The following is an 11,805-nucleotide window of genomic DNA, read 5'->3' as shown; positions in this document are numbered from 1 at the left end:
CTAGTACATCAGCCAGCCGCCGCTGACATTGATGGTGGCGCCGGTGATGTAACTGGCGTGGTTGGACGCGAGGAACAGCACGGAGCCCGCGAGTTCGGAAGGCGCCGCCATGTAGCCAAGCGGTATCTGCGCGATGGTGCCGGCCAGTGCCGCATCGTCCATGCCCGAACGCATCATCGCCGTGTCCGCCGCGCCAGGCGACACCGCGTTGACGGTGATCTTGTCCTTGGCGAGCGAGCGCGCCAGCCCTCGCGTCATCGAGACGATGCCGCCCTTGGTCGCCGCATAGGCAACGGATCCTCCGAAGCCGCCGCTCATCCAGCCCTGCGAGGTGAAGTTGATTATCCGGCCGCCCGTGCCCTGCTCCTTCATGGTGCGGGCAACAGCCTGGCACAGGAAGAACGAGGCCTTGAGGTTGACGTCGTGCTGGATATCCCAGTCGGCTTCACTGACATCAAAGACGCTCGCCCTGCGGATCAGCACCGCCGCCGTCTGCACAAGCACGTCAAGTTTGCCGAACACTCCAACCACCTTCGCGATCAACTCGGCATGGCCGCCGACCGGCCGTAGGTCATGGGCGATCGCCAGATGCGGTCCGCCTTCCATTTCCGCCACCAGCGTGTCGACACGGCCCTGGTCGATGTCGACCACCGCGACGCGAGAACCGGCCGCCGCGAAGGCCAAGCACACCTCGCGGCCGATGCCGCCCGTGCCGCCGGTGACGAGAACGCTTTTTCCTTCGAGGCCGGAGCCGATGTTGAACGCCATGGGATCCTCCTGTTAGGCTTCCGACGGTGGCGCGATCACCGTCAGTTCGGTGACGAAGCACGATTGCGCCTCGCGCATGAATTTCTTCCGGTCTTCCACCAGCATCGAGTGGAACGGCTCGGTGGCAAATGCCTTGTGCGCGTCCTCGATGCTGTCGAACCAGACTTCGCCGACACCGTCCCAGGTAGCGTCTTCCGGCGACCAGCTCTGCACTCGCCCGAAGCGCAGACCGCGCACGCCGGGCAACTGGCTGACAATATCGGCATGCGGGCCGGTCCAGTGGGTAAAAAACTCTTCCTTGCTGAGCCCTTCCTTGCGGCGGAGGAAACTGACGCGCTTGATCATGACGTGGCTGCCTTGGGTGGGGGCTGGAACAGCTCCAGCGTAATGCCGTCATGGATGCGCAGATAGGCCGCTTGCGCACCGATATTGGGGCCACCGTCTATGGCGACGGGGCCGTCCGCCGAAATCGGCCGGGCGCCGCAACTGACGGCCCGCTGCCACGTCGCGCGGGCATCGGAAACCTTCAGGCAGAGATGCACATTGCCGGGGTTGGCCGTTGCGTCGTCATTGGCGCTGCGCTCGACGGCCTGGTAGTCGAGCAACTCGATCACGCCGCCGCCCGGCAAGTCCACGAACGCCGCCTTTATGGCAATCCCGGGATAGCCGACGACCCGGCTGAGATAGGGCCGGTCGAGCACCGTGGTCCAGCGTGCCGGCCTGCCGAGAAAGCCCTCCCAGAAGTCGAGCGCGGCCTGCAGGCTGGCGACGCTCATCCCGATATGATGGACACCTTCGATTGCATCGATTGCTTCAGGCATGTTGCAGCCTCATATCCTGAACAGGCGCTCGGCATTGCCCGAGAACATCGCCGTCTGTTCCGCCTTGGAAAATCCGGAAATGATCTCGGCATAGGCGTTGATCACGTCCGGGTACGAACTGAACATGCGGTCGACCGGCCAGTTGGTGCCGAAGACGACGCGGTCGGTTCCGAACGCATCGATGGTGCCGAGCACATAGGGACGGATTGAATCCACCGTCCAAAGCGGATCACCCATGCCGAGCCCGGATACCTTCATCGTGACATTCGGGGACTTGGCCATCACATCCATCGCCGCCCGCCAGCGCTGGAAGCTCGCGGCATTGCGTCCCATCGGGACCGCGCAATGGTCGATGCAGATCCGCGTTTCGGGAAAGCTGCGCGCGAGGTCGAGAATGTCGTCGGCAAGCTCGACGCGGGTGTCGATGCACGAAACAAGGTTGCGCGGTCCGAGTTCGGCAAAGCCGCGGCGCCACGACGGGTCGATCAGATAGCGCCCATCGCCGAAATCGCGGATGCCGCGCACATTGGCGAATTTCAGGTGCCGGTCGAGCACCTGCGCCGCGTCGGGACGTGCCAGGTGGCATTCCGCCACGATGCCTTGCGGATAGCCGGTCTTGTCTGCGAAGGCCTGCAGCCACGCGGTCTCGACCACTGGGTCGGGCGTGTTGACCGCCGCCTGCACATGCACGGCCTTGGGCACGTTGGCGAAGCGGATTTCGGCGATGTAGTCCTTGATGAAATAGTGCTGCGATTTCAGCGGGTCGGTGTCGGGCAGGAAACCGTGCACAGCATCCGGCTCCAGCCAGCCATAGCGCAATTGCGGATGCTTCATGTCGTGCAGGTGGAAATGCGTGTCGACGAAGGGGATGTCAGCCATGGCGGCGCGCCTCCACGGGATGAGCCGAAACCGCATCGGCGATCGCCTGGCCGAGTGCGGTTGTCGATGCGTTGCCACCCATGTCCGGCGTCAGGTTTTCGCCTGAAGCCAGCACACGCTCGATAGCCGCGACAATCGCGTCGGCCGCATCCTTGGCGCCGAGATGCTCCAGCATCATGGCGCCCGACCAGATCTGGCCGATCGGGTTGGCGATGTTCTTGCCGGCGATGTCAGGCGCGGAGCCGTGTACCGGCTCGAACATGGACGGAAACCTTCGCTCGGGGTTGAGATTGGCTGATGGCGCGATGCCGATCGTCCCGGTTACCGCCGGGCCGAGGTCGGAGAGGATATCGCCGAACAGATTGCTGGCCACCACGACATCGAAGCTCGACGGGCGGCGCACGAAATGCGCGGTCAGGATGTCGATGTGATATTGCTCGGTGACGACATCGGGAAAATCGCCGGCGACAGCACGAAACCGTTCGTCCCAGAACGGCATCGTGTGGATGATACCGTTGGATTTCGTCGCCGAGGTCAGCCTGCGTTTGCGCTTGCGCGCCAGCTCGAAGGCAAACTTCATCACCCGGTCGCAGCCGAAGCGCGTCAGCACCGTGTCCTGGATGACCATCTCCTGGTCGGTGCCGGGGAACATGCGGCCGCCGACCTCGGAATACTCGCCCTCGTTGTTTTCGCGCACGATGTAGAAATCGATCGTGCCCGGCCTTGCCAGCGGGGAGGGCACGCCGTTGAAGAGCCGCACTGGCCGCAGATTTACATATTGCTGGAAATTGCGCCGGATCGGCATCAGCAGCGTCCACAGCGATTGCACATCGGAGACGGTCGGCCAGCCGATGGCGCCGAGAAAGATCGCATCATGTCCGGCAATGCGCTCGAGCCCGTTCTCCGGCATCATCCGGCCAAGTCTGGCATGATGATCGCAGCCCCAGTCGAGATGATCCCATGTCAGATCGATGCCGAAGACACGCGCGGCCGCCTCGACGACTTTCACACCCTCCGGAACGACTTCCTTCCCGATACCGTCTCCTTCGATGACCGCGATCTTCGCTGAAGGCATGGTTTTCTCTTCTCTGGTGCGGTCTGGGGGTCAAGGAAAAATATCGTTTCAATTAATAGCCAGCCCGAATGAGCATTGCAAGTGCGTCTTGCGCGGGCCCAGTGGCCTTGCGGCCATTCGTCGATTGTGGGGGAGAAAGGCATGGCTTCCTCCCCCTGAGGCCAAAAATTGGCGAGAGAGGCAATTGAATTTTGTATCCGCGCCTTGAATCTACGGGTCTTCGAAGAGAAATTTCGCGTCGCTGTGCCGTGGCACAATGCGCACGGAGCCGTACTTTGCCAGGCTCGTGGCGGTGGCCGGCGTGGTCATCCCAAAAATCGCTTGCATCAAACAATAACGTTTCAATATAGTTGATCGGGAAGTGGGAGCCGTGGCTCCCGGAGGAGCATGACGGCGCCGAGCGTCGACCAGCCGCGATGCGGCAAGGTCATCGCCCCGCGGTCGTTGGCATGTTTGAAGTCAGGGAGCACGATGGGTTCGCCGATGCGCAGCCGCCGCGCCATTGTCACCGGAGCCGGCAGCGGCATCGGCAAGGCGGTTGCGTTGCGCCTTCTGCGCGAGGGCGTCGACGTGCTGGCGGTCGACATCGATGCGGCCAGGCTTGACGATCTGGCCAGGGCCGATTGCCGGATCAAGAGCGTGGATCTCGCCGATCCGGCCGGGCGCGCAAAGCTCGCGGAGGCCGCTGACGGCGCCGACTATCTGGTCAATTCCCACGGCATCATCATGGTCAAGTCGATCTTCGACATCACCCTGGAAGACTGGCGCAAGGTACAGGCTGTGAATGCCGAGTCGGTGTTTTTCCTGTGCCAGGCGATCGGGCCGAAGCTGAAGCCGGGCGGCGCCATCGTCAATTTGTCGTCGAGTTCCTCCAAGCTCGCCTCCACCGTCGAGGTCGCCGCCTATGCCGCGTCCAAGACGACGATCCTGTCGATCACCCGGTCCTTCGCCTATGCCTTGGCCTCCCGCCCGGTCCGGGTCAATGCCATCTGCCCCGGCATCATCGACACGCCGATGCAGGACAGCGTGCTCGCCAGTGTCTCAAGGCTGCGCCGCACGGAGATCGCGGCCCTCGAGGAGGCGCGCACGCGCACCGTGCCGCTGGGTCGCGCCGCAAGCGCCGATGAGTGCGCCGGCGCCATCTGGTTCCTGCTGTCGGACGAGGCAGCCTACATGACCGGGCAGGCGGTTAATTTCACTGGCGGCCTGGTGACCTGGTGAACGGAGGACAAGCATGAAGAAGCCGATGATCACGCGGGCCAGGGGACTCGGGCATCCGGAAGGTCCCTACGAGCTTGACGATGGGCGGGTGATCTATGCCAACACCTATGCCAGCGAGATCGGGTTCTGGGATCCGAAGACCAACAAGCAGGGCACTTATGCCTTTGTCGGTGGCGGCCCAAACGCTTGCATGCTTGGCAGTGATGGCGCCGTCTATTCGACGCAGACGCCGAATGTCGGCACCTGGATCGCCCCGGTCCACCGGCCGCCGTCGATCCAGAAGACATCAGCTGGCGGCAAGGTCGAGATATTGGTGACCGAGGCCGACGGCGTGAAATTCGACGGTCCCAACGACCTGACATTCGGTCCGGACGGCCGGCTCTATTTCACGGATTCCGGTGACTGGAACCAGGCCGAAAAGCCGCATCCGGGACGCATCATCGTCGTCGAGCAGAACGGCGTCGCCAGGATTCTGGAAGAGCTGGACTATGTCTATCCCAACGGCATCGTCGCCGAGCCGGACGGCTCGATCGTGTGGGTGGAATCCTACACGCTGCGCGTTGTCAGGCGAAAGCCCGACGGCACCATGACCGTGATCCACACTCTTGCAGAGGGCCATATTCCCGACGGCTTGAAGATCGACGTCGACGGCAATCTGTGGATCACGACGGTCGCCTCGGGCGGCGTCGACGTGCTCTCCAGGGAAGGCAAGCACCTGCACTTCCTCGACGTCGGCGGCACTTTGCTCAATTGCTGCTTCGGCAAGGGCGGCAAGCTGTTTGTCTGCGACATGGGGCCGTTCGACACCTCCGGCGCGGCAATGACCGGCCAGCTGGTCGAAGTCGATGTCGGGGTGGAAGGCATGCCGTTGTTTCGCGGCGCGATTGGTTAGGAAAGTCCATCATGAAGATTGCCAAGGTCGAAGCGATTCCGGTCAGCTACCCTGAGCCGAACGACTTCAACGCGCTGCGACATCTGTGCCTCGCCAAGATCACCGCCGATGACGGCCAGGTTGGCTGGGGTGAATCCATCACCCAGTTTCCGGAGGCGAATTTCGCCGCCAAGGCCATCATCGAGGGCATGGCGCCCAATCTGATCGGCAAGGACCCTGTGCAGACCGAGGCGTTGTGGCGGCAGAACAAGCAGCAGGCCTGGTGGTATGGCTATCATGGCGGCATCGCCTCCTATGCCACGGCAGCGATCGACATCGCGCTCTGGGACCTGAAAGGCAAGGCGCTCGGCCGTAGCGTTCTCGACCTTTTGGGCGGCTGCGTGCATGAGCGGCTGCCGGCGATCGCGTCGTGCCACGCCCACTACGAATCCATCGAGGAAATGGCGCAGGAAACGGCGGAGTGGGTTTCCACCGGACTTCAGGGGCTGAAGACCGGTTTCGGCAAGCGCGGCAACGCCAATCTCGGCTACGACCACAAGCGCGACGTCGCCTACGTCAAGGCGATGCGCGAAGTGCTCGGCGACAAGATGCTGATGATCGACAACGGCATCAACATCAAATGGGACGTCACCGATGCCGTGCGTCGCGCCAAGGCGATGGAGGAGTATGACCTCGCCTGGATCGAGGAGCCGTTGGGCGCCTGGGATCCGGAGGGTTACGCCAACCTGCGCTCCAAGACCACCACGCGCATCGCCTATGGCGAACGGGAGTGGACGCTGGAGCAGTTCGAGCGCGTGCTGGCCACCGGCACGGTCGATGTCATCGGCGTCGATCCTGGCCGCGCCGAAGGCATCACCGGCTTCAAGAAGGTGACCGAACGCTGCGAGTTCTATCGCCGGCAGGCCAACGCGCATGCCTGGTCGTCGGCCATAGTCACCGCCGCCAGCCTCGCCATCTCGTTCAATTCGCCGGCGTGCAAGCTTTTCGAGTTCAAGCCGCTGCGCAACCCGATGCAGCATGACCTCGTCACCAAGCCTTTCGAGCATGTCGACGGCTGGGTCTACCCACCGACCGGGCCTGGCCTCGGAATCGAGGTCATCGAAGACGTGGTCGAGGGATATCGTAGCGAAAAGGTGCTCGGCAGACTTTAGACCAGAAGCAGAAGCTCAATTCAAAATGGGAGGAAAATCGTGAGGAAAATCGTACAATACGGAATGGCCGCGGCGCTTGGTTGCACCATGCTCTCCGCCGGTTATGCAGCGGCGCAGAATGTCGACACGCAGATTCCCTTGACCGGCGAGAAGGTCGAGGGCGCGCCTTTCACGGTCAAGCGTGACTGGGGAACCTTCAAGCTGGCCGATCGCATCGCCGCCAAGGTCAAGGCCGGCGAAAAGATCAACTACGTGTTTTCCTATCAGGCATCGGGCATTCCGTTGTTCTCGCCGCAATTCGCCGCAGGCTTCGATATGGGCTGCAAGATGGCGCAGTCGATCTACCCGATGAACTGCGCCTCCATCGCGCCGGTTCAGAACGATCCCAACCAGCAGGTGTCACAGATCGAGGCAAAGCTTGCCGCGGGCGAGATCGATTGCATCGGAATCGAACCCGTCAGCGGCGACTCCATGACCGCCATCACCAACAAGCTGATGGACATGGGCATCCCTGTTTTCACCTCGGGCGTGCCTTCAAACGGTCATGAGTTCACCCGTTTCACGCAGATACCTCTCCAGGAAGGCAAGTATGCCGCCGAGACGGTGCTCAAGTGGATCAAGGAGAACAACAAGACCGATATAAAGGTCTTCGCCGTTTCGGGAGGCGATCCCACGGTTGAGTGGGCCCAGGGCCGCATGAAGAGCTTCGTCGAAACGATCAAGGCTGCCATTCCCGACGCGACCTTCGTTACGACCGAGGCCAACGGCCTCAACACCAGCTACGAACCTGGCCAGACCTACGACACGTATCGCTCGTTCCTGAGCGCCAATCCGAACGTCCAGTTCATCGAAAACGTCGACATCGGCGCCGAGCATGCCGACCGTGCCATCGAAAGCCTTGGCCTTGTCGGCAAGGTCTTCACGATCGGCTGGAACTCGTCGCTGGGCCAACTCGACGGCATCGAGAAGGGTATCCAGGTTGCGCAACTCGATCAGCGCTGGCCCGATCAGGCTGGCTTCGGTTCGGTGGCCTGTGCCGCCTTCCTGAAGAACGGTGAAATCCTGCCCAATACACAGACACTGAAGGCGGTCCTGAAGGATGGCGTCGCAAAGGCCCGCGAGGAACTGAACCGCACGATGGGCCAGTAAGGTCTATAGGATAAGGCGAGCCGCGCGACCCGCGGCTCGCCTTCTGCTTTTTCTGCCATGAGGATGCGATGACCAACACCGAAACCACGCAGTCCGCCGCGCCGCGCCCGTCAATGTCCGTGGCCGGCAAGGCAACGATCGACGTCGCCTTGCGGCTCGGAGGGCTGTTTGCCGCCATTGTTGTCGTCGCGCTCATTTTCATTGCCATCAATCCGAACGTCGCCAATCTCAACATGGCCGGCTCGGTTCTGCGCTCCATGAGCTCGGTCGCCATCATGGCGCTTGGGTTGACGCTGGTGATCGTGGTTGGCGAGATCGACCTGTCGTTTGGCGCGATATACGGGCTGGCCATCAACTGCCTGGCTGTGATGTGGATCGTTCACGGCATACCTGTGTATTTCGCGATGCCGCTGGCCATTCTCGTTGGCGCCCTTGTCGGTCTCTTCAACGGCGTGCTGGTGACGCAACTCAAGATCCCGTCGTTTATTGTCACGCTTGGCAGTTACAACCTGTTGTATGGTGTCACGTTGTGGGTCTCGAACACAGGAACCTTCAACCCCGCCTATCCTCCGGCCGGAAAGACCGTGCCCAAGGGCGAGCTCGACTTCTTCGTCGGCCTCACGCAAAGCGTCGGTTCTTTCCAGCTCTCGATCGAAGTGATCTGGATGATCGCCATCGCTGTTGTCATCGGACTGCTTCTCCATCGATCGCTGTTTGGCTTCCGGCTGATGGCCATCGGTGGCAATCCGATCGCGGCGTCGCTGGCCCGGTTGCCGGTGCGCAGCTACAAGGTGATGGCTTTCGTGCTTTGCGGCGTGCTGGCCGCGGTTGCGGGCGTGCTCGATTTCTCCTTCATCCAGACCAGCCAGCCCAACACCGGATTGTCAGCGACATTTCCCGTCTTTGCCGCGGTGATCATCGGTGGCGCCAGCCTTTCCGGCGGCAAGGGCACCGTTATCGGAACGCTGGGCGGCGCCCTGCTTTTGGCGGAACTGCAACTCGGCCTCTCCATCCTGTCGCCCGGCGCCTATGTCCAGCAGATTTTCCTCGGCGCGGTGACAATTGGCGCGGTGGCGTTGGACCTGTTCCTGACCAAGCTGCGCAAGAGCCGCTCGTCATGACCCCTGTCCTGGAACGCGGCATTTCGCTTCGGGGCGTGGCCAAGGCCTATGGCGCGACATTGGCATTGGCGGGCGTCGATCTGGATCTTAGGCCGGGAGAAGTCCTCGGCGTCGCCGGACCCAACGGCGCCGGCAAGTCGACGCTGGTGCGCATGATCGCGGGCGAGGAGCGGCCGACCCTTGGCAAGCTCACCTTCGACGGCCGCCCCTGGTCGCCGGTCGATGAATGGCAGGCCGTCGCCGTCGTACACCAGGAACCGCAGCTCTTCCCAAACCTCACCGTGGCCGAAAACGTCATGGTTGGCCGCGAGGGCAGTGGCAACAGGCATCCTACGCTCGGCGCCGCCGACGCAGCGGTCATGGACGCGCTTGGCATCGGGCACCTCAAGGACAAGGCGCTGGAGGATTGCTCGTTGGCGACGCAACAGCGCACCGAAATCGCCCGCGCCGTGGCACGGGATTCCAAGGTGTTCCTGTTCGACGAGCCGAATTCGGCTTTGACCGCCGAAGAATCCGATGAACTGTTCCGGGAAATCCACAAGCTGGCGGCATCGGGGCGCATCGTCGTCCTGGTTACGCATCGCCTCGCCGACTTCGTGGCGCATTGCAATCGTGTCGCGGTGGTGCGTGACGGCAAGGTGCGCGTCATTCTGGAAGGGGAAGCTCTGACCGAGGATGCCATAGCAAGGCAACTGGTCACGGAGAGCGCCGCAAGCTCGGCCCTGGCGGTCCGCGATCGCGGCAATGGCTTTGCCGGCGGCCCGCCGCTTTTTCAGACTGACGGCTGGACGCATCGGACGGCATTTTCAGATATTGCTTTCGAAGGTCGGCCGGGCGAGATCATCGCCTTGATCGGCGTCGAAGGTTCGGGCGCGCGTGAATTGCTGCGCTCGTTGGCCGGGCTTGAGAAGTGCACGGGATCGATCCAGATCGGCGCGATGTCGGGATCGTCGGCACTCGACACGCTGACGGCCTATGTGCCGGCGACGCGTCAACTCAGCCTCTACAGCAATTTTTCCGTTGGTGAAAACCTGTTGGTGCGGCTGGGGTATCCACAGATTGCCGGCGCGGGCTTCATGTTGAAGACCCGGCAAATGAAATCGTTGGCCAAGGCGGCGGTGTCGCGCTTCCTGGTCAAGACAGAAACGACGACACAGCCAATCCGCTCGCTGTCGGGCGGCAACCAGCAGAAGGTCGCGATCGCGCAGGCGCTGCACTGCGCCCCGAAGCTGCTGCTGCTTGAAGAGCCGACACGCGGCGTCGACATCCACAGCAAGGCCGAGATCTATCGCCTGCTGCGCGACTATGCCGACCAGGGCAACACGGTGGTGATCTTCTGCACCGAAGTGCTGGAGGTCTACGAGGCTGCCGATCGGGTGCATGTCGTGGCGGACGGTGCCATGGCGCCTTCGCTGCGGATCGCCGATTACGCACAGGTCGAGCAACTGGCGACCGACATCACGCGCCTCGAGCAGGAAAGCCGCATGGGCACGGCCGCGTAGGGAATGATGCGGAAACCTGGAAATCGGTTTCCGCAACAGGAAATCCCCGGGTGTTCATCCCGATCAGTCACCGATTGCAACGCTGCCCCACGCCGGAGCGCTGCCTACACGCGATATTTGCTGATCGTGGCCTGATCGAGCACGAGGCCGAAGCCGGCGCCTTGCGGCACGTCATAGGTGCCATTGTCGAATTTCGACCGGTTGGCGACGAGTGCGTAGAACATCGGGTCGCGATCCGGATGAAACGTTTCCAAATATGTGCCATTCGGAATCGAAGCCAGCAGGTGGGCGGATATCTGCGGCTCCTCATGATGACCCATTTCCACGGTGAAGCAGGAGGCGAGTGCTGCGACGCGACGCCACTCCGTCGGCCCACCACCCCAACTGGCGTCGAAATTGCAGACGTCTATGGCGCCCGACATCATCAGGTCGCGGCAGCCGGCGCGGCTGATTTCGCTCTGCCCGGCGGCAATCGGAATGCCGGTCTGGTTGCGGGCCGCCGCCATGTCGAGTCGGTCATTGTACCAGCGCACCGGCTCCTCGAACCAGCGGATGTTGAGGTCCGCGGCAAGGCGCGAAAACGCGACGGCTTCCGCCAGGTTCCAGCCCTGGTTGGCGTCGACCAGCAGTGTGAAGTCGTCGCCCACCGCACTGCGCGCGGCCCGCACGCGCTCGGCATCTTCCTTGGGCGTGCGGCCACCGACCTTGAATTTGCAGCCGGCGTAGCCGCTGGCGCGGATCTGCTCCATCTCGCGGCCGAAATCGGCCAAGGTCTTGTTTTCTTCGTAATATCCGGCGATGCAGATGACCGGAAGCTTGTCCTTGTAGCCGCCCCAGAGCTTGTATAGCGGCATGTCCAGCGCCTTGCCGACCGTGTCCCACAGCGCGCTGTCGACGCAGGCCTGCGCGCACATGGCAAGCTTGCGGTCGCGCAGGATATTGTAGCTCGGCTTGCGCATCGCTTCCCAGCAGCCTTCGATGTTGAAGGCGTCCTTGCCGATCAGCAGCGGCTGGATTTCGTCCAGGATGATCCTGACGACTTCGGCCTGGGTTTCGAACTCGTCGCCATTGTAGACCTCGCCAACGATTCCCTGCGAGGTGTAGATGCGGGTGATGATCGTGCAGCGGTGGGTCATGAAATAATTGCTGCCCCGGAACGTGCGGGGCAGGGGCATGCAAAGCGGCACGCATTCTATGCGTTCGATCTTCAGCTGTGCGACCATGAT

Annotated in this window: 12 protein-coding genes; 6 read left to right on the top strand and 6 right to left on the bottom strand. The window is 62.4% G+C overall.

The window, feature by feature from the left end; all coding sequences use genetic code 11:
* From LGH82_RS11510 to LGH82_RS11490, 5 genes are read right to left on the bottom strand one after another with little or no spacing between them, the layout of a single operon-like run.
* Positions 1-768 (bottom strand): SDR family NAD(P)-dependent oxidoreductase, encoded by a 768-nt coding sequence (locus tag LGH82_RS11510; RefSeq protein WP_227348602.1) that lies wholly within the window; start codon positions 766-768, stop codon positions 1-3.
* A gap of 12 nt (positions 769-780) precedes the next feature.
* Positions 781-1,113, bottom strand: coding sequence for an EthD domain-containing protein (locus tag LGH82_RS11505; protein WP_227348601.1), 333 nt, complete (start codon positions 1,111-1,113; stop codon positions 781-783).
* Positions 1,110-1,589: a VOC family protein gene (locus LGH82_RS11500; RefSeq protein WP_227348600.1), complete on the bottom strand. Its 480-nt coding sequence runs from the start codon at positions 1,587-1,589 to the stop codon at positions 1,110-1,112. The genes LGH82_RS11505 and LGH82_RS11500 overlap by 4 nt, the downstream gene beginning before the upstream one ends.
* A gap of 9 nt (positions 1,590-1,598) precedes the next feature.
* Entirely contained in the window at positions 1,599-2,468 is an 870-nt protein-coding gene (locus LGH82_RS11495; protein ID WP_227348599.1) for an amidohydrolase family protein, read from the bottom strand.
* Positions 2,461-3,543 carry a tartrate dehydrogenase gene (locus tag LGH82_RS11490; RefSeq protein WP_227348598.1) on the bottom strand — a complete coding sequence of 361 codons (1,083 nt, stop codon included), beginning with the start codon at positions 3,541-3,543 and terminating at the stop codon, positions 2,461-2,463. The genes LGH82_RS11495 and LGH82_RS11490 overlap by 8 nt, the downstream gene beginning before the upstream one ends.
* Before the next feature lie 471 nt (positions 3,544-4,014).
* Here LGH82_RS11490 and LGH82_RS11485 point away from each other — a divergent pair, with 471 nt between their 5' ends.
* The 6 genes from LGH82_RS11485 to LGH82_RS11460 all read left to right on the top strand — a co-directional run bounded on the left by LGH82_RS11485 (position 4,015) and on the right by LGH82_RS11460 (position 10,579).
* Complete coding sequence (locus LGH82_RS11485) at positions 4,015-4,764, top strand: SDR family NAD(P)-dependent oxidoreductase (RefSeq protein WP_227348597.1); 750 nt, start codon at positions 4,015-4,017, stop codon at positions 4,762-4,764.
* 13 nt (positions 4,765-4,777) lie between these two features.
* Positions 4,778-5,656: an SMP-30/gluconolactonase/LRE family protein gene (locus LGH82_RS11480; RefSeq protein WP_227348596.1), complete on the top strand. Its 879-nt coding sequence runs from the start codon at positions 4,778-4,780 to the stop codon at positions 5,654-5,656.
* 11 nt (positions 5,657-5,667) lie between these two features.
* Positions 5,668-6,807 (top strand): mandelate racemase/muconate lactonizing enzyme family protein, encoded by a 1,140-nt coding sequence (locus LGH82_RS11475; RefSeq protein WP_227348595.1) that lies wholly within the window; start codon positions 5,668-5,670, stop codon positions 6,805-6,807.
* 39 nt (positions 6,808-6,846) lie between these two features.
* The gene (locus LGH82_RS11470) at positions 6,847-7,956 is read left to right on the top strand and encodes a sugar ABC transporter substrate-binding protein (protein ID WP_227348594.1); all 1,110 of its coding nucleotides are present in this window, start codon (positions 6,847-6,849) and stop codon (positions 7,954-7,956) included.
* Between the two features lie 68 nt (positions 7,957-8,024).
* Positions 8,025-9,077 carry an ABC transporter permease gene (locus LGH82_RS11465; protein ID WP_227348593.1) on the top strand — a complete coding sequence of 351 codons (1,053 nt, stop codon included), beginning with the start codon at positions 8,025-8,027 and terminating at the stop codon, positions 9,075-9,077.
* The gene (locus LGH82_RS11460; RefSeq protein ID WP_227348592.1) at positions 9,074-10,579 is read left to right on the top strand and encodes an ATP-binding cassette domain-containing protein; all 1,506 of its coding nucleotides are present in this window, start codon (positions 9,074-9,076) and stop codon (positions 10,577-10,579) included. The genes LGH82_RS11465 and LGH82_RS11460 overlap by 4 nt, the downstream gene beginning before the upstream one ends.
* A gap of 104 nt (positions 10,580-10,683) precedes the next feature.
* Here the strand turns inward: LGH82_RS11460 and LGH82_RS11455 are convergent, their stop codons facing one another.
* The gene (locus tag LGH82_RS11455) at positions 10,684-11,802 is read right to left on the bottom strand and encodes a mandelate racemase/muconate lactonizing enzyme family protein (protein ID WP_227348591.1); all 1,119 of its coding nucleotides are present in this window, start codon (positions 11,800-11,802) and stop codon (positions 10,684-10,686) included.
* Between the last annotated feature and the right edge of the window lie 3 nt (positions 11,803-11,805).

The sequence above is a fragment of the Mesorhizobium sp. PAMC28654 genome (assembly GCF_020616515.1).
GTDB lineage: Bacteria > Pseudomonadota > Alphaproteobacteria > Rhizobiales > Rhizobiaceae > Mesorhizobium.
Note: the sequence above shows the minus strand (reverse complement) of the source record. Positions and strands in the feature narration are given on the sequence as shown.

Bases quoted from the DNA above. Each gene is read 5' to 3' on its own strand.
- LGH82_RS11510 (WP_227348602.1), bottom strand. From the start codon at position 768: ATGGCGTTCAACATCGGCTCCGGCCTCGAAGGAAAAAGCGTTCTCGTC.
- LGH82_RS11505 (WP_227348601.1), bottom strand. From the start codon at position 1,113: ATGATCAAGCGCGTCAGTTTCCTCCGCCGCAAGGAAGGGCTCAGCAAG.
- LGH82_RS11500 (WP_227348600.1), bottom strand. From the start codon at position 1,589: ATGCCTGAAGCAATCGATGCAATCGAAGGTGTCCATCATATCGGGATG.
- LGH82_RS11495 (WP_227348599.1), bottom strand. From the start codon at position 2,468: ATGGCTGACATCCCCTTCGTCGACACGCATTTCCACCTGCACGACATG.
- LGH82_RS11490 (WP_227348598.1), bottom strand. From the start codon at position 3,543: ATGCCTTCAGCGAAGATCGCGGTCATCGAAGGAGACGGTATCGGGAAG.
- LGH82_RS11485 (WP_227348597.1), top strand. From the start codon at position 4,015: ATGGGTTCGCCGATGCGCAGCCGCCGCGCCATTGTCACCGGAGCCGGC.
- LGH82_RS11480 (WP_227348596.1), top strand. From the start codon at position 4,778: ATGAAGAAGCCGATGATCACGCGGGCCAGGGGACTCGGGCATCCGGAA.
- LGH82_RS11475 (WP_227348595.1), top strand. From the start codon at position 5,668: ATGAAGATTGCCAAGGTCGAAGCGATTCCGGTCAGCTACCCTGAGCCG.
- LGH82_RS11465 (WP_227348593.1), top strand. From the start codon at position 8,025: ATGACCAACACCGAAACCACGCAGTCCGCCGCGCCGCGCCCGTCAATG.
- LGH82_RS11460 (WP_227348592.1), top strand. From the start codon at position 9,074: ATGACCCCTGTCCTGGAACGCGGCATTTCGCTTCGGGGCGTGGCCAAG.
- LGH82_RS11455 (WP_227348591.1), bottom strand. From the start codon at position 11,802: ATGGTCGCACAGCTGAAGATCGAACGCATAGAATGCGTGCCGCTTTGC.